This is a genomic window from Polyangium jinanense (assembly GCF_028435365.1).
Genome location: NZ_JAGTJJ010000001.1, coordinates 745,756 through 764,140, shown reverse-complemented (window position 1 = coordinate 764,140; position 18,385 = coordinate 745,756). Strand labels below are relative to the sequence as shown.

15 protein-coding genes are annotated in these 18,385 nt (G+C 67.0%); 10 read left to right on the top strand and 5 right to left on the bottom strand.

Annotation, left to right across the window (positions count from 1 at the left end; genetic code table 11):
• Nucleotide 1: 1 nt before the first annotated feature.
• On the bottom strand, nt 2–1,030 hold the full coding sequence (locus tag KEG57_RS03135) for a DUF898 family protein (RefSeq protein ID WP_272418108.1): 1,029 nt from the start codon (nt 1,028–1,030) through the stop codon (nt 2–4).
• Nucleotides 1,031–1,275: 245 nt separating this feature from the next.
• Nucleotides 1,276–3,531, bottom strand: coding sequence for a DUF4139 domain-containing protein (locus KEG57_RS03130; RefSeq protein WP_272418109.1), 2,256 nt, complete (start codon nt 3,529–3,531; stop codon nt 1,276–1,278).
• Between the two features lie 233 nt (nt 3,532–3,764).
• On the opposite strand from KEG57_RS03130, the gene KEG57_RS03125 reads away from it, so the two are divergent.
• Entirely contained in the window at nt 3,765–4,211 is a 447-nt protein-coding gene (locus KEG57_RS03125; protein ID WP_272418110.1) for a Fur family transcriptional regulator, read from the top strand.
• Nucleotides 4,212–4,230: 19 nt separating this feature from the next.
• Here KEG57_RS03125 and KEG57_RS03120 read toward each other — a convergent pair whose 3' ends face one another.
• Nucleotides 4,231–4,617, bottom strand: coding sequence for a hypothetical protein (locus tag KEG57_RS03120; protein WP_272418111.1), 387 nt, complete (start codon nt 4,615–4,617; stop codon nt 4,231–4,233).
• A gap of 409 nt (nt 4,618–5,026) precedes the next feature.
• Between KEG57_RS03120 and KEG57_RS03115 the strand changes: the two genes are divergently transcribed.
• The 7 genes from KEG57_RS03115 to KEG57_RS03085 all read left to right on the top strand — a co-directional run bounded on the left by KEG57_RS03115 (nt 5,027) and on the right by KEG57_RS03085 (nt 13,637).
• Nucleotides 5,027–5,332, top strand: coding sequence for a hypothetical protein (locus KEG57_RS03115; protein WP_272418112.1), 306 nt, complete (start codon nt 5,027–5,029; stop codon nt 5,330–5,332).
• A gap of 471 nt (nt 5,333–5,803) precedes the next feature.
• Nucleotides 5,804–6,439 (top strand): hypothetical protein, encoded by a 636-nt coding sequence (locus tag KEG57_RS03110; RefSeq protein WP_272418113.1) that lies wholly within the window; start codon nt 5,804–5,806, stop codon nt 6,437–6,439.
• Between the two features lie 106 nt (nt 6,440–6,545).
• Nucleotides 6,546–7,712, top strand: coding sequence for an AAA family ATPase (locus KEG57_RS03105; protein WP_272418114.1), 1,167 nt, complete (start codon nt 6,546–6,548; stop codon nt 7,710–7,712).
• Nucleotides 7,709–8,209, top strand: coding sequence for a hypothetical protein (locus tag KEG57_RS03100; RefSeq protein WP_272418115.1), 501 nt, complete (start codon nt 7,709–7,711; stop codon nt 8,207–8,209). Before KEG57_RS03105 ends, KEG57_RS03100 begins: the two co-directional genes overlap by 4 nt.
• A gap of 239 nt (nt 8,210–8,448) precedes the next feature.
• Nucleotides 8,449–9,024 (top strand): DUF2760 domain-containing protein, encoded by a 576-nt coding sequence (locus KEG57_RS03095; protein WP_272418116.1) that lies wholly within the window; start codon nt 8,449–8,451, stop codon nt 9,022–9,024.
• Nucleotides 9,021–10,868, top strand: coding sequence for an Hsp70 family protein (locus KEG57_RS03090; RefSeq protein ID WP_272418117.1), 1,848 nt, complete (start codon nt 9,021–9,023; stop codon nt 10,866–10,868). Before KEG57_RS03095 ends, KEG57_RS03090 begins: the two co-directional genes overlap by 4 nt.
• A gap of 9 nt (nt 10,869–10,877) precedes the next feature.
• Nucleotides 10,878–13,637, top strand: coding sequence for a hsp70 family protein (locus KEG57_RS03085; protein ID WP_272418118.1), 2,760 nt, complete (start codon nt 10,878–10,880; stop codon nt 13,635–13,637).
• Nucleotides 13,638–13,643: 6 nt separating this feature from the next.
• On the opposite strand, the gene KEG57_RS03080 is transcribed toward KEG57_RS03085, so the two are convergent.
• Nucleotides 13,644–14,642: an RNA ligase (ATP) gene (locus KEG57_RS03080; protein WP_272418119.1), complete on the bottom strand. Its 999-nt coding sequence runs from the start codon at nt 14,640–14,642 to the stop codon at nt 13,644–13,646.
• Nucleotides 14,643–14,808: 166 nt separating this feature from the next.
• Here KEG57_RS03080 and KEG57_RS03075 point away from each other — a divergent pair, with 166 nt between their 5' ends.
• Complete coding sequence (locus KEG57_RS03075) at nt 14,809–16,827, top strand: hypothetical protein (protein ID WP_272418120.1); 2,019 nt, start codon at nt 14,809–14,811, stop codon at nt 16,825–16,827.
• Nucleotides 16,828–16,841: 14 nt separating this feature from the next.
• Here KEG57_RS03075 and KEG57_RS03070 read toward each other — a convergent pair whose 3' ends face one another.
• Nucleotides 16,842–17,378, bottom strand: coding sequence for a pyridoxamine 5'-phosphate oxidase family protein (locus KEG57_RS03070; RefSeq protein WP_272418121.1), 537 nt, complete (start codon nt 17,376–17,378; stop codon nt 16,842–16,844).
• Between the two features lie 140 nt (nt 17,379–17,518).
• Between KEG57_RS03070 and KEG57_RS03065 the strand changes: the two genes are divergently transcribed.
• Nucleotides 17,519–18,361 carry a nuclear transport factor 2 family protein gene (locus KEG57_RS03065; protein WP_272418122.1) on the top strand — a complete coding sequence of 281 codons (843 nt, stop codon included), beginning with the start codon at nt 17,519–17,521 and terminating at the stop codon, nt 18,359–18,361.
• The last annotated feature ends 24 nt before the right edge of the window (nt 18,362–18,385 follow it).

Sequence of the window (18,385 nt, the reverse complement as noted above, 5' to 3'; positions counted from 1 at the left end):
GTCAGGTGACGCGCTCCGCCTCCCACTTGAGGATGTTGCAGATGCCCCAGGGGTAATAAATACCGCAGGTGAGGTACGTGAAGAGCAACGTGAGCAGGTATGTCCCGAAGAACCCACCCGGATCCTTGCGGAACTGGTAGCCCCGGCCGTCGAGCTTCGTGTTCTCCCACATGAAGGCGAAGAGGTTGTTCGCGAACCAGGGGCCGTAGATCCCGAGCGTGCAGTACATGAGGAGCAGGCCGAGGATGTACGTGCCGAGCAGCGACGCCGGATCGCCGTGGAACGTGAGCCGCCCCGGCTGCCCGTTCACGAGCACCTTGCTGTCCACGTACTGCTTCGTCTTCACGATCGCCCACGGCGTGTAGATGCCGCAGGTGACCGCCGTGAGCAGCGTGTTGACGACCATCACCTTCGCGAGCTCTTGCGGCGTGCCCGTGTACTGGCATTGCTGCCCGTCGAGCTGGAGCGCCTCGTAATAGAACTCGTAGAACTTGTTCGAGAAGAGCACGATGGCCGTGAGAATGGCAGCCAGGTAGATCAGGCCGCCGACCATGGAGGAGAGGATGGCGATGATGTCGCCCACCCCCCCGCGCCCGATCGCGCCGCCGATGGCGCCGCCGATCCCGCTTATGATCGCGAAGACGATCCCGCCGGCGGCGACAGGCACCACGTTGAACAGCAGGTACGTGCCGAAGAGCTTGCCGCCGTCACCATTGAACACGACGCGTTGCCCGATGCCGGGAAAGCCCGCGCCCATCATGCCCATCGGCGGTCCGGGCGGCGCTCCATAACCACCCTGCGGCGGCGCATAGGCCCCCATGCCCGGGGCGCCGGCCGGAGGTTGTCCCCAGCCACCTCCACCACCCGCAGGCGGCGCGCCGCCCGGAGGCGGTCCCCAGCCACCACCTCCACCAGAAGGCGGCATTCCACCGCCGGGCGGATAACCACCGCCGGGCGGATAACCACCACCGGGAGGATAACCACCGCCGGGCGGGTATCCCCCGCCGCCACCGTAACCGCCTGGGTTCATCCGTGCACCGTCCCTGGTTGCGAGTCAGGGCGGAGCGTACAGCCCTCGGGGAGAGGGTGTAAAGATGGCTTCGCGCCTGGCGCTCTAGAACATCGATCGGTTTGACAACCGATCGATGTTCTAGGCTTCTTTCGTCCCGAGGGAGACGCCTCGCGTCCCCCTCTCGTCCGGGCAAAGCCCGGCCGATTCACCCCCCGAGGCGAGCTCGCTTTGCGATCTCGCAGAGCGCCGAACAGTTCGGCGCTCTAGATCTTCGTGGTCGAACCGTCTTTCGCGTCCGCACCCGCCGTCTCCTTTTCCAGCGACAGCTCGGAGACGCCGTCCTGGAAGCGGATACGCGCGAGCATCAGCTTCTCCTGCAGCGCGACGAGATCGATCGTGGCCTTCGAGATCCGATCGCTCACCTCTTGCATCTTCTTTTCGAGGCTCTGCATCAGCGGCCCGCCGCTCTTCACGACCTTCAGCGTGACGATCTGCGCGTGCAGCTCGTCGAGGCGCTGCCGGTATTCGGACATCTGCTCGCGTGACGTGGTGATCCTCTGCTCGAGGTTTGCCATCTCCTTCTGCAGCTCGAGCAGCTTCGTCACCGACTCCTTCAGCGGGCCCGCGGCCGCGGCGCTCGACAGATGCACGCGCACCATCTCCATCCCCACCGTGCTGCGGATGTCGGTGCTCTTGAAGAGCGGCGTCGCCTCCTCGATGTCCACCTCGACCTGCTTGCCTGCCGGGATCTCGATCTTGAAGAGGTACGACTCGCCGATCCGCTCCTGCGACGGCGGCGCCTTCGCCAGCTTGTATCCGGGCGAGACCGTATGCCGCACGTACACCGTCGCCGTGTCTTGCAGGCGGTTCGTCATGACGAGCGTCTTCTTCTTCGTGTGGCGGACCTCGGTGGAGAACACGCCGCGCTGCACGCTGAGGATGCGGGCGATCTCGTCGCGTGTATCGTCCTTGCGCTCCACCACGATTTGCCGATCGAGCGCGAACGGCACGAACGCGAACGAGTGCGCCGGGATCGGATCACTCATGCCCTCGCCGATGAACCGGCCCTCGCCGAACACGGTCACGGGCCCGCTCTCCAGCACCGACCCGGTGGGGTTCTTGAGGCGCACCGCGCGGAACGGAAACGTCGTGTTTCCGCGCGCGCTCTCGGGATCGTAGAAATACACGAAGCCGCCCTCGGTCTCCTCGCTCAGGATCGACACCATCGCGCTCGTCAGGCGCGGCACCGTCATCGGCGTGGGCGACTCGAAGTGCGACGTCCCGATCGGCTCGGCGCTCGCCGGCGCCGCCGCGTTCGGATCGAGGGTCGCGGTGTTTTGCATCTGCCCTTGCTGCTGGGCCTCTTCCGGCGCCTCGACGATCCGGACGCCGCCCGCGCGGCCCGCTTGCATGCCGTTGCCCACGGCGACGACCTGCGAAGGATCGAGCCCGCTGCGGATGAGCTGCTCGCGCGCCCGGTTCGCTCGTTCGAGCGACGCGCCGTACTTGTCGCCGTCGCGCCCGTCGGCATACCCCTCGACGACCACCTGCCGCCGCGAATTCTTGTACTGCGCGGCCAGCCGATCGAGCCCGGAGGTGTCCTTCGGTTTGTTGTCCACCCACGGCTCGCGCGCCGGCTCCCTCTTCGCGGGCGCGCTGTTGGTCGCGCGCCTGCCTCCGCCTCCGCCGAAGCCCCCGAGCCCGCTCGTCGGGCCGCCGTTGCTCTTCTTGTCGGCCGACTGCGTCCGCGCCTCCGTGCGCTCTGTCTCCGCGTCACGCGCGACGGTCGCGTCCGCGAGCCGCGCGTCGTCGAGCTCCGCGACCACGCGTTTGCCCGGGGCAAGGCCTCCGCCCGGAAGCGCTGGCTGCCCCGCGTACGTCGATCCGCCCATGGGGGGCGCCTGCGCGAAGAGATCGTTCGACTGCAAAGTTTCTCGCTGGACCATGCGGACCGAGCGCAGATCGAAGCGGAAGGAGAGCGCCGAGCTCGAGCCGACGCCGAGCTTCACCTTGTTCCAGTCCTCGCCCGAGGTGTTGTCCACGATGGCCCACGCCTCGACCTTCATCTTGCCGTCCTTGCCGACGGAGACGCGGTAGCTCGGCTTCCACGACGGGGCCTCGGTCACGTACGAGAGCAGGAGCTTGTGCGGCTTCGGCCCCTGGAGCTGGATCTCCATGTTGACGAGGGGCGAACCGCCGTACTGCTGGTTGTTCTGGTAGTTCTGCTGGTTGTTCTCTTGTCCGACGAACGCCGAACCGGAGGTCGGGTACGCGACGGGCGCGGGTTTGCCCGTGGTCGCGTCGATCACGGTGAGCGACTTCAAGAAATCGTCGATCTTGTCCCCCGGCACGCTGAGCCGGAGCGAGTCGCCGTCGATCTCGGCGTAGCGCTCGAAGTAGGCGATGCCGTTGCGGTAGACGACCACGCGGCCGAGCGTGGTGTCGCTCTTGACGAAGGTCGTCGTCTTGGCGCAACCGGCGAGCCAGAGGAGCGCGATCGGAGCCAGAATCTTTCTCATCGGGAAGACCTCTACGTGCGAGCCAGCAGAAGGCGCGGTGCGCCGAAGGCCCTTCGACGAACGACCCGCCCCAACGATCTGAGGATGGTAAACCGAGTCCCGCGGCTTCGAGACAGAAAGAACGGCGACGGGGCCAGCTCCTTACACACGGTGGACATCTGCAACAGCATCCGCGTTGCTCCTTCTCCTCTGTCCCCATTGCGACCCGACCGTGGTCGGGGTAGGGAACATGCATGGCGCGCTCGACCGACCCTCCCAACATTGACGAGCTGCGATCGCTCGTCCGGACCAAGGGCCTGCGCGCGACGGCTCCCCGCCTGGCCGTGCTCCGCCGGCTGCTCGCGCAGAAGACGCCCGTGAGCCACGGCGATCTGTGCGCCGAGCTCGCGCCCGAGGGCTGGGACCGCGCGACGATCTACCGCAACCTGATCGACCTGACGGAGGTCGGTCTCGTGCGACGCACCGACGTGGGCGACCACGTCTGGCGTTTCGAGCTGGTGCGCGAAGGGGGCGAGCACGACAGCGGGACGCACCCGCACTTCGTCTGCAACAGCTGCGGCGAGGTGGCATGCCTGCCCGACGAGATCGTCGAGGTGAAGCCAGCACGCGGCATCCCGCGGGCGCTACGCAAGAAGGGGCTGGAGATTCAGTTCCGCGGGACGTGTGATCGGTGCGCGTGAGGGGCGTGCCCTCCTCCCGCTACCGGATCAGCTCCAGGTGTTGCTCGGCCTTCCGCGGCTTCTTGTACGTCGCCTTGAACGACGCCTTGTCCTCCTCGATCGCCTCCACGCAATAATAAGCCGTGTCGAGCGGGAGGCAGTCGCCCACGTTCATCGAGAAACCCAAGGGCTGGGGTTTGTCGCCCCACCAGCTCTTCTCGTTCAGGGCTGACGCGGGCACGTCACACACGTACGCGAGCGCCGCATAACGGACGTCATCTCGGAGGACCGTATGGTCCACCCGGAGGTGACAACTTTCCACGCGCGCGACCTTTCCGGCTTCGAGCGTGAATCGATTGGATTCCGAACGCCCGCAGGCGGAGACGGCGACGGCGGCGATGAGAAGGAACCATCGTCGACGTTGCATGCACTCCGCCCCCAAACCTCCCCGCCACGCTACCGCCCCCCACGTCCCCGGTCAACGTCGAGGCAGGGAAGGGGAGCAGGAGGAAGAAGGGGTGAGCGGGGGAAAGGCAGAGAAGTGGCGTGCGGGGGGAAGGGGGATAAGGGGACCGTAGAGGCGGGTGCGATGCGGAAGCTTTGCGCGCTGGTGCTTTGGGTGTGGGTCGTGATGGTGGCGGGTTGGGGGTGCTCCGATGCGGATGACCCTCCGCTCACGGCCTGCGAGAGAAAGGCGCGCGCTTGCCAGAACAGTTGCTTCAAGGCTGGCGCTGGCTCGGCGTGTTTCTCCTGCTGCAACCAGAACGCCGTTGCTTGCAGCTCGGACTCCGGCTCGTATAGCTTTTACAGTTGCCCGGACAAGGAAGATTAGCGTCATGAACAGGCATCGAGCCATGCTCGTAATCACATGGTTCCTGGCGCTGCTCGTCGGCTGCAAAGAGTCCCCAAGCAAGGCGTCGAGGCCCGAGAACGATGCCGGGAAGGTCGTCCTGCGCGAGGAGTGCGACCTCCCGACCACGAATTGCTACAAGGGCTGCTTCGAGCGAAAAGAGGAGCTCTATTGCCCTGCCTGCTGCTTCGACAACTTGATCTTCTGCAACGAGGGCAACCCGTACGACTTCGAGCGGTGCAAGACTGCCGAAACGGACCCGAAGCCGACGCGTCCGCCGTTTGAGAAGTGAACGCGGCCCCCGCCCACCCCGCCTAGAAGCGCCCAGAGCTACACGACATCCCCCACGTCCCTCACGAAACCGCTCGCAACAAACCGACGCGCCCGCCCTTCGAACGCCCGTGCCGTTCGCTCACCGCCTCCGCGCGTTCCCTTCCCGCGCGTCGAGTAAAGCTAGCTACATCACACGCCTGCCCTCCTACGGGTTTGCGTTTCGCTCCTACAGGTTTGCGTTTCGCTCCTGCGGGTTTGCGTTCTGCTCCTCGACCGCGAGCCTTTTTCTCCCACGGACGAGCGTTTTGCTCGCGCGCGACCGCGTTTCGCTCGTGCGCGCCCCGCCGCGCTCCCTGCACGTCCGCCCCGTCCTCGGGGGCGTCTCCACGCCGATCGCGTACAGCCGTACGGTTCTGCTACTCGGCTCACAGGTCTTCTGGTACCGTCCATACCGAACCAGCGTACGCCGCTTGGTCGGGAGGATGGGTTGATGGGTGCGATTGACTACAAGCGTTTTCACCGGATTCTCACGCGATGCCAGGAGCTCGGCACGGACCCGAATGCGCGGCCGGTGGTGGCGCGGGTGTATACGGATGTCTTGAAGGGGTCGGCGGAGGCGTTTCTCACCGCGCACAAGTCCGTCATCGCCGGGGAGAGCGCGGCGGGCAAGGAGGGGGCGGAGGCGAATGCCGCGCTCGTGTCGATCGACCAACCTTATCGCGAGGCGCGCGCCGTTGCATTGGCCTACGTGCCCACGTTGGAGGTGCCCGATACCCTCAAGCGGCAGCCGACCGACACGGACAAGGTGACCGCGCTCGAGGACCTGCTCGACGCCGTCGACGATCACCTGGGGACGCCGTGGGCCGACGACATCGTGAACGGCGTTTTCGGCCAGCGCGCGCCCCAGGTGATCAAAGAAATCCGCGAATCGGTCGATGCGAACACGGCGCTCGCCAATGCCAAAAACGCGCGCGCGACGGCTTACGGGCCCGCCTACGAGAAGTACATCTCGTTCAAGCGCGTGGTGCGCGAGGTGCACGGGCCGTCGTCGAAAGAATACAAGCGAATCCACCTGCGCGCGGCGAGCGGGGGGGACGACGGCGGAGACGACGGCCCGAAGGAGTGAGGGGACGGACGGGGCGGGGCGGGTTCGAGATGGGACGGCTCGCCCCGTGCTCCCGTGGGATCGTTGACCGATCCGCGGACATGTGGTTGCCTGCGCACAGGCGACCATGAAGCGGCTGCAAGTCCGGGGCTTCGGCCCCATCCAGAAAGGTGATGTCGAGTTCGGGGACCTCACGGTCCTCGTCGGGCCGCAGGCCACCGGCAAGAGCCTTTTTGTTCAGCTCTTCAAGGCGATCCAGGATGCGGGGGCGATCGAGTATGAGCTGGGTGAGTACGGCTTCGACTGGTCGGATGGGGACGATCCCGTTAGCGACTACTGTGGCCTCTACTTCGGTGGTGGTCTGGAGACCGTGATTCAAACGGATACCGTAGTTCTTCGCAACGGTAAGCCCTTTGACTTCAGAAAGGTCGCGGTTCCTCTCCGCGGAACTTCCTTGAAGGAGACTGTATGTCTGATCCCGGCGCAACGAGTGCTCGTGCTTCAGGACGGCTGGCCTAAGCCGTTTATGGCTTATGCAGCCGGTGATCCCTATGCAATTCGCAAGTTTAGCGAGTCACTCCGAAAGTTTATGGAGGACGCCTTTCGGCGCCCAAGATCGCTTTCCCGTTTTCCACAGCCGATGGGTCTCGACGCAGGTTTACATGCCGTCGTCGATGCATCCGTTTACGTCGGTTCGAAGATTGTTTTGGAAAAAGAAGGAATGCGCAAAAGAATTGCGCTGAAGCCTCCCGGTGCCGACTTTGCGTTGCCTTATAACGCATGGTCTGCAGGGCAGCGAGAGTTCACTCCCCTGTTGCTCGGTCTCTACTCGCTCATGCCATGGAGGTCACGGGCGGGGGACATTGATACCGTCATTATCGAAGAGCCAGAGATGGGGCTTCACCCCCAGGCTATCGTCAGCTTCGGGTTACTAGTGCTGGAACTCTTAGTTCGGGATTATCGGGTGATCTTGTCAACTCATTCACCCGTGGTATTGGATCTCGTGTGGGCCATACGTGAGCTTTCCAGCACGGCCCCTGACAACGGCGTCAAAGCTCTCTGTGATATCTTCAATATCGATCAGCTTACAGTGTCCATGCCCGCACTCTTAAAGAGTGCTTTGCAAAAGAAGTATCGCACCTACTACTTTCACCCCACCAACTCCGGCGTGATCACGGAAGACATCTCTACCCTGGACCCCGGCTCCTCGGACCCGAGCGTCGCCGGCTGGGGCGGGCTCAGTGGCTTCTCGGGGCGTATCGCGCAGATTGTCGGCGAGGCCGTGTCGCGATGACGGCGGGCAAGAAGAAAGCCCGGCCGCCGAAAGAGACGTTCCGCGACGCCGTGAACCCGTGCAAGCCCCTGCAACACCGCGACGGTCTCCAGGCCATCAAGCGGGGTGAAGGCAAGGGGCAGATCTCTGGAGAGGACGCCGGCAAGATCCTCGGCAGCGTGGACATCGACGGCGACTGCCGGGCGACCCATCCGGAGTCCAACCGCTGGGACTACGTCGTCGGGTACGACCGCTCGGGGCAGGTGATCGCCCACTTCATCGAGGTTCATTCCGCCGAGACGAGCGAGGTCTCGGTCGTCGAGAAGAAGCTCGATTGGCTGGAATCCTTCCTCCAGCACGACGCGGCGCGACAACTCGCAGCACTCCCGCGCGAGCTCCACTGGCTGGCCTCCGGCCGTATCAACATCCTCACGCACACCCCCCAGTACAGAAAGCTCCAGACCACCCTCCGCAAGCGTGGCCTCCTCTTCGCCGGCAAGACCCTCCTCCTCACCTGAGCCCGTCTCCCTGACCTGCATCGAGGCGCGCGGGAGGCGTGGCACGCGCGGGGGTGGTGGGTCCTGTTGTTTGAGGGGTCGCTCCGCGACCCCGAGTTCGGGGGGACCACCCCCGCGCGTGCCACGCCTCCCGCGCGCCGGTCGTCCCGTCCGAGCTCACGCCGCCCTTTCCACCCGTCCGAACAAAACCCGCTCGCCGGAAACTCCCACCTTCGCGCAGCACGCGTTACCCTTCCCGCGTGTCCGAAGAAGCCCCGCTCCCTCTCGCCACACGGCTCTGGTTTGCCTGGGCCTGCCTGGTTCGGATCCTGTTCGACGGCCAATTCGCGGCTCGCGTGTTCAAGGCCGCCGTTCCGGCCCTCCCGCCCCCCGAACCCGAGCCGGCCAAGCTGCCCGAAAAGGCCAAGAAACCCGAGCCGAAAAAGCCCGCGGAACCCGACCTCTCCCCGGCGCTCTCGCTCCTCGCCCTCCTCCAGCGGGAGGGCAGGCTCGTCGATTTCCTTGAGCAGGACATCGCCACCTTCCCCGACGCCGAGATCGGCGCCGCCGTCCGCGTCGTCCACGAGGGATGCCGCAAGGCGCTCCACGACCACGTGACGATCGTTCCTGTGCGGAGCGAGGACGAGGGGCAAAAGGTGACGCTGGAGGCGGGCTTCTCTCCGGCCGAGGTGAAGCTCACGGGCAACGTGCAGGGCAAACCTCCTTATCGAGGGACGATCCAGCATCGGGGCTGGAAGGTGGCGGAGCTCCACCTGCCCACGCCCACGGAAGGGCACGACCCGAAGATCCTCGCGCCCGCGGAGGTGGAGCTGTGACCGCTCGTTTCGTCGTTGGTATCGATCTCGGCACCACCCATTCGGCCCTCGCGTTCGCCGAGAGCGCGGCTGAAAAACCGCGCGCCGAGGTATTGCCCGTCCTCCAGCTCGTCGCCCGCGGCACGCTGGAAGAGCGGGTGCTCTTGCCTTCGTTTTATTATGCCGCGCACGAGAGCGAGGGCGCGCAGAGTCTGCCCTGGGACGCGGAGCGCACGTTCGTGGTGGGTGAATATGCCCGCACGCGTGGCATCGACGCGCCGATCCGGCTCGTGTCGAGCGCGAAGAGCTGGCTCTCGCATGCGGGCGTGGACCGGCGATCGGCGCTCTTGCCGCTCGGCGCGCCCGAGGACGTCGAGAAGATTTCGCCCGTCGAGGCCTCGTGGCGATACCTGGAGCACCTCGCCGAGGCGTGGGTGCATCGGCAAGGAAAGGAGCAATCGCTCTCGGCGCAGGAGATCGTGCTCACGGTGCCGGCCTCGTTCGACGCGGCGGCGCGGGATCTCACCGTGGAGGCCGCGGGCCTCGCCGGGTTCGAGGATCTCACGTTGCTCGAAGAGCCGCAGGCCGCGCTGTATGCCTGGATCGACGCCGCGGGTGAGGACTGGCGCAAATACATTCACCCGGGCGACGTGATCCTCGTGGTCGACGTCGGCGGCGGCACGACCGATTTTTCGGCCATCGCTGCGACCGAGGTGAATGGCTCGCTCGCGCTCGAGCGCGTGGCCGTGGGGGATCACATCCTGCTCGGCGGCGACAACATGGACCTCGCGCTCGCGCACGTGGCGCGGCAGAAGTTCGTCGCCGAGGGCAAGGAGCTCGATCGATGGCAAATGATCGCGCTCACGCACGGGGCGCGCGGGGCCAAGGAGCGGCTGCTTTCGGACGCCTCGATCGAGAGCTTGCCCGTCGTCGTCCCGAGCCGCGGGGCAAAGCTCCTCGGCTCGTCCTTGCGCACCGAGCTCTCGCAATCCGAGGTCGGAAAAATTCTCGTCGACGGGTTTTTTCCGGTCGTCGGGGCAAACGCCCGACCCGCGCAACGCGCCCGCGGCGGCCTCACGCAGCTCGGCTTGCCGTATGCGCAGGACCCGGCCGTCACGCGCCACCTCGCGGCGTTCCTCGGCCGCCATGCGCGCGCGCTCGATCGGATCGAAGGGTTTCCGAAGCACGAGGGACGCACGCTCCTGCACCCGACGGTCCTGCTCTTCAATGGCGGCGTCATGAAGGGCAAGGTCCTCGCCGATCGGATCGTCTCGACCCTCAATGCATGGCTCGAGGCCGACGGCGGAAAGCCGGTGCGCGTCTTGCCCGCGGCCGATCTCGACCTCGCGGTCGCGCGTGGCGCGGCCACGTACGGGCTCGTGCGCAAGGGCCGGGGCCTGCGCATTCGCGGCGGGACGGCGCGCGCGTATTACGTGGGCATCGAGAGCGCGGTGCCGGCCGTGCCTGGAATCGAACCGCCGATCACCGCGCTTTGCGTCGCGCCGTTCGGCATGGAAGAGGGCACGGAGGCGGCCTTGCCGCCGCAGGAGCTCGGCGTCGTGGTCGGCGAGCCCGTGCGATTCCGGTTCTTCGGCTCGTCGGTTCGTCGGGACGACCCGGCCGGCGTCGAGCTCGAATCGTGGGGCGAGGGCGAGCTCGACGAGCTCGCGCCCATGGAAGTGACCTTGCCGGCCGACGGGCGGCGCGAGGGAGACGTCGTGCCCGTGCGGCTGCGATCGAGCATCACGGAGGTCGGGACCTTGCTCGTCGAGGCCGTGCCGATCGAGCCGCAAAAGCCGGGTGAAAAGTGGAAAGTGGAGCTCGGCGTACGCGCGCACGGCGGCGAGGTCGCCGTGGAAGGCTAGGGGTCGTTCATGAGCGCGCGGCGCATCGTCGGGATTGATCTCGGCACGACGCATACCGTGGTCGCGTGGGCCGATCCGCAGGCGAACCGGCCGCCGGAGGTCTTTCCGATCCCCCAGCTCGTGAGCGCGGGCGAGATCGAGCCGCAGCCGCTTTTCCCCTCGTTTCTTTATGCGCCCATTCCGGGCGAGGCCCTGCCCGATCCGTTCGGCGACGCGCCCTGGGTGCTCGGCGTGCATGCGCGGCGCCGCGGGGGCGAGGTCGCGGGAAGGCTCGTCGCCTCGTCGAAGAGCTGGCTCGCGCACGCGGGCGTCGATCGCACCGCGCCCATTCTGCCGTGGGGCGCGGGCGAGGAGGCCGAGGACCTGCCGCGCATTTCGCCGGTCGACGCCGCAGCGCGATTGCTCCTGCACGTGAGGCGCGCGTGGAACGAGGCGTTCCTCGCGTATCCGCTCGAAAAGCAGGACGTTGTCTTGACCGTGCCCGCGTCGTTCGACGAGGACGCGCGTGAGCTCACGGTCGAGGCCGCGCGGCGCGCGGGGATCGAGGTGCGGCTGCTCGAAGAGCCGCAAGCGGCCTTTTACGATTACATGGCCCGCGCCGGCGAGGGCGATCTCGCCGCGCTTTGCCAGCGGAGTGGCGGCGAGGCGCTCGTCCTCGTTTGCGACGTCGGCGGCGGGACCACGGATCTGTCGTTGATCCGGGTTCGCCCAGGCGAACAGCGCGGATCCACCGAGGTCGAGCGTGTCGCCGTGGGAAAACATCTTCTCCTGGGCGGCGACAACATGGATCTTGCGCTCGCGCATCTCTGCGAGAGCCGCCTGATCGAACCTCCCGATCGATTGCCCCCCGCGCGCTTCGGCCAGCTCGTGCTCGCTTGCCGCGCCGCCAAGGAGCGGCTCCTCGGGGACGAGCCGCCGAGCGATGTCGCGGTCACGGTGCTCGGAAAGGGCGCGCGCCTCATTGGCTCCGCGCTTTCCACGCGCCTTTCCCGCGAGGAGGCCGAGCGCGTCGTGCTCGACGGCTTTTTGCCGCCCGCCTCCCTCGCCGATCGCCCGCGCCGCGGCGGCAGCGCGCTCGTCGCATTCGGCCTCCCCTACGAGCGCGACGTCGCCATCACCCGTCACGTCGCCCATTTCTTCGCCCGCCATGCCCCCGGCGCGCCCGCACCGCATGCCTTGCTCCTGAATGGCGGGGTCTTTCGCGCCAAACGTATCGTCGATCGGCTCGCGGACTCCATCGGAACGTGGAGCGCCATTCGCCCGGAGATTCTGCCGCATCCGGATCCCGACCTCGCCGTCGCGCGCGGCGCCGTCGCGTATGGGTTGTCCCTCCTCGGCCGTGGCGTCCGGATCGGAGGCGGCTCGGCGCGCGGGTATTACCTCGGCTTGTCGGCGGGGCCGTCCGGCCAGCGGCAGGCCGTCTGCGTCGTCCCGCGCGGCGCGCGCGAGGGCATTCGCTACGAGGTGCCCGGACGAACGTTTTCGCTCACGGTCGGCCGCCCGGTGCGATTCCCGATGTATACCTCCGACGAGGCGCTCGACCTGCCGGGCGCGGTCGTCACGCCGGACATCGAGCGTTTTTCTGCCTTGCCACCCGTCTCCTCGGCCTTCGAGCCGGGCGCGCGTCCCGGCGAGGTGACCGTTTCGCTCGCGGGCGAGCTCAGCGCGATCGGCACGCTTGAGCTCGCGTGTGTCGAGGTGGACGCCGAGGCCGGACGCCGCTTTCGATTGACCTGGGATCTGCGCGAGACGAGCCCCGACACCGCGGTCGAGACCGAGGGTGGTGTTTCCTCGGGCAAGACGATGCGGCCGGGCGTGACGGCCGGGGGCAAACGGCTGGAGGACGCGCGCGAGGCGATTGCGCGGATCTATGGCAAGGGGCGGGCGGACGTCACGCCGCGCGAGGTGAAGGACCTCGTGCGCGAGCTCGAACGGATCCTCGGCGAGCGGCCCACGTGGACGGCCGAGACGAACCGCGCGCTTTTCGACGTGCTCTGGCCTGGGCACAAGGGCCGGCGGCGCTCGGCCGATCACGAACGGGTCTTCTGGCAGCTCGCGGGGTATACGCTCCGGCCGGGTTTCGGTCACGCGCTCGACGAGGAGCGCGCGGCGAATCTGTTTTCGTTGTTCCACGAGCGTGTCGTGTTCGCGCAGGAGGCGCGCACCTGGCAGCACTTCTGGATCGCATGGCGGCGCATTGCGGGGGGACTCGAAGAGGCGGCGCAGGTGGCGATCCGGGACCTCGTCGATCCGTTCCTCGCACCTACCGAAAAACGATTGAAGAAGCCCAAGGGCATTCGGGCCGAGCCCGACGCGGACGTCGTGGACCTCGCCTCGTCGCTGGAGCGCGTGCCGCCGGCGCGGCGGACCGAGCTCGGCGGCTTTTTGCTCGAACGAACCTGGACCGATCGTGATCCGCGGATCTGGGCGGCGATCGGGCGCATCGGCGCGCGCGTGCCCGCGTATGCGAGCGCGCACCATGTCATCGCGCCAAACGTCGCCGAGCGCTGGCTCGATCATCTTTTGCGCGAAAAATGGGCCGAGATGCCCACGGCGACGCGGGCGGCGATGGAGATGGCGCGGCTCACGGGTGACCGAGCGCGCGATGTGTCGGAGCGGGTGCGGCGCGACGTCGAGCGGAGGCTCGTGGCTTCGGGCGCGCGCGAGGAATGGGTGCGGGCCGTGCGTGAGGTCGTCGCGGTGGAAGAGGCGGACCGGGCGGCGTTTTATGGCGAGGGCTTGCCCGTCGGTATCAGGCTCGTCTCCTGATGGGACTCAGTCCTCGTCCTTCAGCAAGAAGTCGTTGTTGATCACCTTGAACGAGAGCCGGCCGCCGAGCGTGGCCGAGCGCGACTCGACGAGGGGACGGATCACGATGCCCTCCTTGCGGTTTTTCGTCTTCGTATAAAGACCCCGCGCCGCTTCGAGCCAGCGATCGAGCGTGTGCTCGAAATGCTTCGCTTCCTCGCCGCGGACCTCGCGCTCGATGGGCACGGTGCGCAGGCCGTACTCCTTGCAGAACGCGATGAAGTCCGCGAAATCGAGGTAACGGCCCGCCCGCGCGTCGTACACGCCGAACATGAAGACGTCGACCTCGGAGAGCCCGAGCCGGTTCTTTTGAATGCCCGGGCCGCAAAGCTCGCCCTGCACCGCGATGCCCGGGGGCAAACGGTGCGCGAGCTCGTACCGCTCCGCCATCCGCCATACTGCGTTCGGGCCGGGCGCGAGGGCCCAGTTGCGCGAGCACGCGAAGAACTCGCCGTCGGGCGCGCGGAAAAACGTCGCCGACGAGCCGTCGAGCTTCGTCGAGACATAAAACTCCTGGCCGCGGATCTCGTCGAGCACCCCGAGCGCCGATTGCAGGCGAATCTCGTCCGTCTTCGGCACGAGCGCCGGAAAACCGCCCGCGACTTCACGCGCGTCCGGCAAGATGGCCTCGTATTTGGTGACGCCGAGCCGATCGCGCACGTCCGTCCCGACCTCGGGGATCTCGCCGTCGAGGATGGTGGCCGGCAAAGCGAGGCCTTGCGAGAGCACGCCACGGAGCTTGACCGTCCGCACGCGATACCCGCGTGACCGCATGAACTCCGCCCACGGCGCGCTCGAAGGGAGCACGCTGTCGATTTCGAAGAACACGCAGCGGTCGCCGGGGCGAAATTCCCCTTTCTTGACGACCACGGTCCAGCCCATCACCCGGGCCTGTTCGATTTGATCCGCGCCCTCGATGGGCGCGAGGCTCTCCACCACCTGAATCGAAACGAGTTTGCGTTCCACGACGTCCTCCGGACGCCACGCGCACGTATCCACCCACGCTCGAAATCGAGCCTGCGGACCGCCGCGAACGGCGCGATGAGGCGGACGAATAAGGAGGCCGAAGGAGCCCGAACGGCCCGCCAGGGTCCACGACTAGCGGATTTTCCATGGCGCGTCAAGCGAGAACATGATTGCCTTTCTCCCGGGATCCATGCGCGCGACCCATCACTACCGCTCCGCCGGCGCCGAGCCACGCGTCGTCCGCGTTCTCGATTTCGATCGGCTCCCGGACATCGTGCGGGAACGGCTCGTCCGCGGGCTCGCGGACGGCGGCATGCCCGGGCCGCTCCTGCGCGTCGAGGAGGACGCGGCGGGCACGATCCCGGGCTCTCGGCGCTTCTGGCTCGGCGCGGGGATCACCGCTGCGTTCGTTTGGCTCGTGCTCTGGTTCGTGCAGTTCGGCGACCTCGAAGGACGCTTCGCCGTGCAGCCGCGTGCGTTCATGCTCGGTCACGCGCTCGTGGTATCGGTGCTCGCGCTCGCGGTGATCGTGCATGTGTACTTTCGGCGATCGAAGGACGAGGGCGCGCCGTTCCCGTCGGGCCGGTATCTCTATTCGCTCGACCTCGTGGAGGTCCGCGGGCGGATTCTCACGGTCACCTCGCTCGCGACGCTCCGGCGTGTCGAGGGGCGCGCGGGCGGAAGGCGCGAGGAGGTGATCCTCGTCTTCGGCGACGGCGAGGCGGCGCCGCTACGCGTATTCGGGGATGCGACGGAGCTCGCGTGCGAGGCCCAGGCCGCGATCGAAGAGGCCACACGCCTGGTTTTACCAGACGACCAGCCCGCGATCGAACGGCTCGACCCCTTTTTCGAATTGCGCGTCGCCGACGACTGGGCGAGCGCGGAGTCGATCGCGAAGGACAACGGTAGCCGCGTTCCCGCATTTCGATGGCTCGTCCTCGCGTCGACCGCCGTGGGCGCGCTCCTCGGCCCGGCGTCGTGGTTCGCGCGCAATCACGCGAGCGACGCGTCCATGTTCGGCCAGGTCCTCGAGGCGGCCGAGAGTGCCTCGGACGCCGAGTTCGCCTGGAGGCAAATGCTCTATGGCGACGTGGGCCTGCGCCCTCGGAGCGCGTTCGACGACATTGCGTTCGAGCGGGCGAAGAAACGAGCGGTCTCGCTCGCAGAGTATTTGTCGATGTACCCCGACGGCAAACACGCGGCCGAGGCGGACGAGCTGCTCTTCGGCATGGTGAAACAGGCGGATAACCTCGCGACGTACGGCATCTACCTCGGCGACGCGCGGGGCCGGCGGCACACGGACGAGGTCGACGACGCGATGTTCGCGGCGGCGAAGCGGAACAATAACCTCTTCGCGTACCGGCAATACCTCGAATTCCTCGGTAAAAAACACGAGCACGAGATCCGCACGGAGCTCCTGCCCAGGTCCGAAATCGTGGACGCCCGGCAAAAGCAGGACGTGGCGGAGCTCCACGCGATCGAAGGTCGCTACGGGAACAAGTGGGCCGAGGAGGTGAGCGAGGCGATTCACCACGTGTATGCCGATCGGCTCGACCTGCTCCGGCTGCGAAAAGGGTCGGGCGGCGAGAGCGCGCGTGCGATCTTCCATCCGCTGCTCACGAGGCTCGATACGAAGGGGGATCCCCGGGTCGTGCTGGATGTGGATTTCGTCCTGCCGAACGCGTTCCTGGACGCGGAGACGGACCTGATACACAAGCACGGGAACCGATACCACCCGGTTGGCCAGGTCTTCTGGAAGTCCGAGAACGATGTCGAAGAGCGGGTCTTCAACACGATCGTCTCGCGCGCGAGGGGCACGCTCGGCCGCGCCGTTCAGTTCCAGCGTGCGACGGAGAACGCGGCGCCGGATGTTCCTCGGCTCGTGGTCTCGATGACCCTCGTCTCGGGCGACGAGCCGTTCGTATCCACGGAAGACAAACTCGTCTTCAACGACATTCGGATCCGGCTGGAGATGCACGCCGCGATCCCCGGGGAGGGCACGACGCCGTCGTTCGTCACGACGACCGGTCGCTCCACGGCGTTTTTCCCGAACGATTACGATTCGTCGTCGAAGAGATTGCAGCTCGTCCTCGGAATGCCGGAAAAGCTGCTCGAAAACGCGTATCCGACCCTGCTTCGCAAGGCCTCGGAGGAGCTCGGCGAGCTCCTCGCCCCGGTCCTTTGAGGAAACCGGCCTGATCAGGCCGCCCGCGGCTGCTCCTCCTCGTGCCGGAGCTCGATCCGGCCGTGCCGCGCCGGGAATCCCGGGGCGCCCGTCACGGCCGAGCGCACGCGGCTCACGATCGCGGAGAACAGGCCCGCCGAGGGATCCCAGTATTCCGCACGCTCGACCTCGACCCGCAAGAGGGCGATGTCCGGCTCGTCGAGCCCGCGCGGAAACCACAGGCGCAGCGTCGGGCTCCAGAGTTTTTGCATCTTCTCGCGGTCGCGGACGATCCGAGCCATGCCCGCGATGGAGACGTATCGATCATCGTTCGGATCGGAGTACGCGACGTTCACGTGGTGATCGGCGTTGATCTCCCGCACCTTCTCGGTCTCGCAGGACGTGAAGAACCAGAGCGCGCCGTCCTCGTCGAGCGCCTCGCACGTGGCCATCGGGCGGCTGTGCAAGGTGCCGTCCCCGTGGGTCGTGGTCATCATCGCCACGCGGATGCCCTTCACGAGCCGCCTCAGCTTTCGCATCGCCGCCGCTTGACCATTGCCGTCTTTCGCCATGCGCGTCCCCCCTCTCCAGCAAGAGGCATAAGGCCAGGACGGGCGCAGCGTGAGCCCCTCGCTCGCCGAGGAGAGATGCCGTGCGCGGCCGCGCGCCTTCCCGCTGCCCTTGCCCGGCCTGTTCGTGTTATACGCGGCGCATGGAATGGAGCCGAGACGATGTGCTCGCGGTCGTGAAGAGCTCACCCGACCGCGTCGCCGCGCACGACAAAGCAGGCTGGGTGGGGCTCTTCGCGCACGGCGCCGTCGTCGAGGACCCGGTGGGCGGGCCGCCCGCGCGGAAGGGCGCCGACCCGCGCGACGGCGACGACGAGCTCGGGCGCTTTTACGATGTGTACATCGCCCCGAACGACGTGCACTTCGAGGTGCTCGCGGACGTCGTGCAAGGGCTTGTGGTGGTGCGGGACGTGAACATCACGACGCGCACGCCGAACGATGCGCGCGTGGCGCTGCCGGCGTATCTGATTTACGAGCTCGGCGAGTTCGACGGGGCGCTGCGGGTTACGCGCATGCGGGCGTTCTGGGAGCTGCGGGGCGTGACCGCGGCGGCACTGAAGGGCGGCCCGAAGAGCCTGATTGCGATGACGGGGCTCACGGCGCGCATGCTCCGGATTCAGGGTTTTTCCAATGTGTCGACGTACCTCGAAGGCCTCTGGCGGGGCATTTTCGAGCGCGGGCACGCGACGGTCGAGGAGCTCGCCCGCACGATCGGGGAGCGGGATCTGGCGGGGTTGCGGGGGCTCTTCACGGACGACGAGCCGCGGATCGAGATCGATCCGGGGAAGCGGTATACGCCGCGGAGCCTCTTCGACGCGCTCGGGCCGGGCGCATCGCTGGAGGTCGAGGCGCCCATCTCCGCGGGGTTCTTCACGGGCTTCCGCTGCACGCTGATGGCCCACGGCGCGCGCCGGAGCGGCATCGGGCTGCTCGAATTCGATCCGCACACGCGGTCCTGCACCTCGGCGCGGCTTTATCTGGAATGAGCGGGGACAACTTTTGAACGGGAG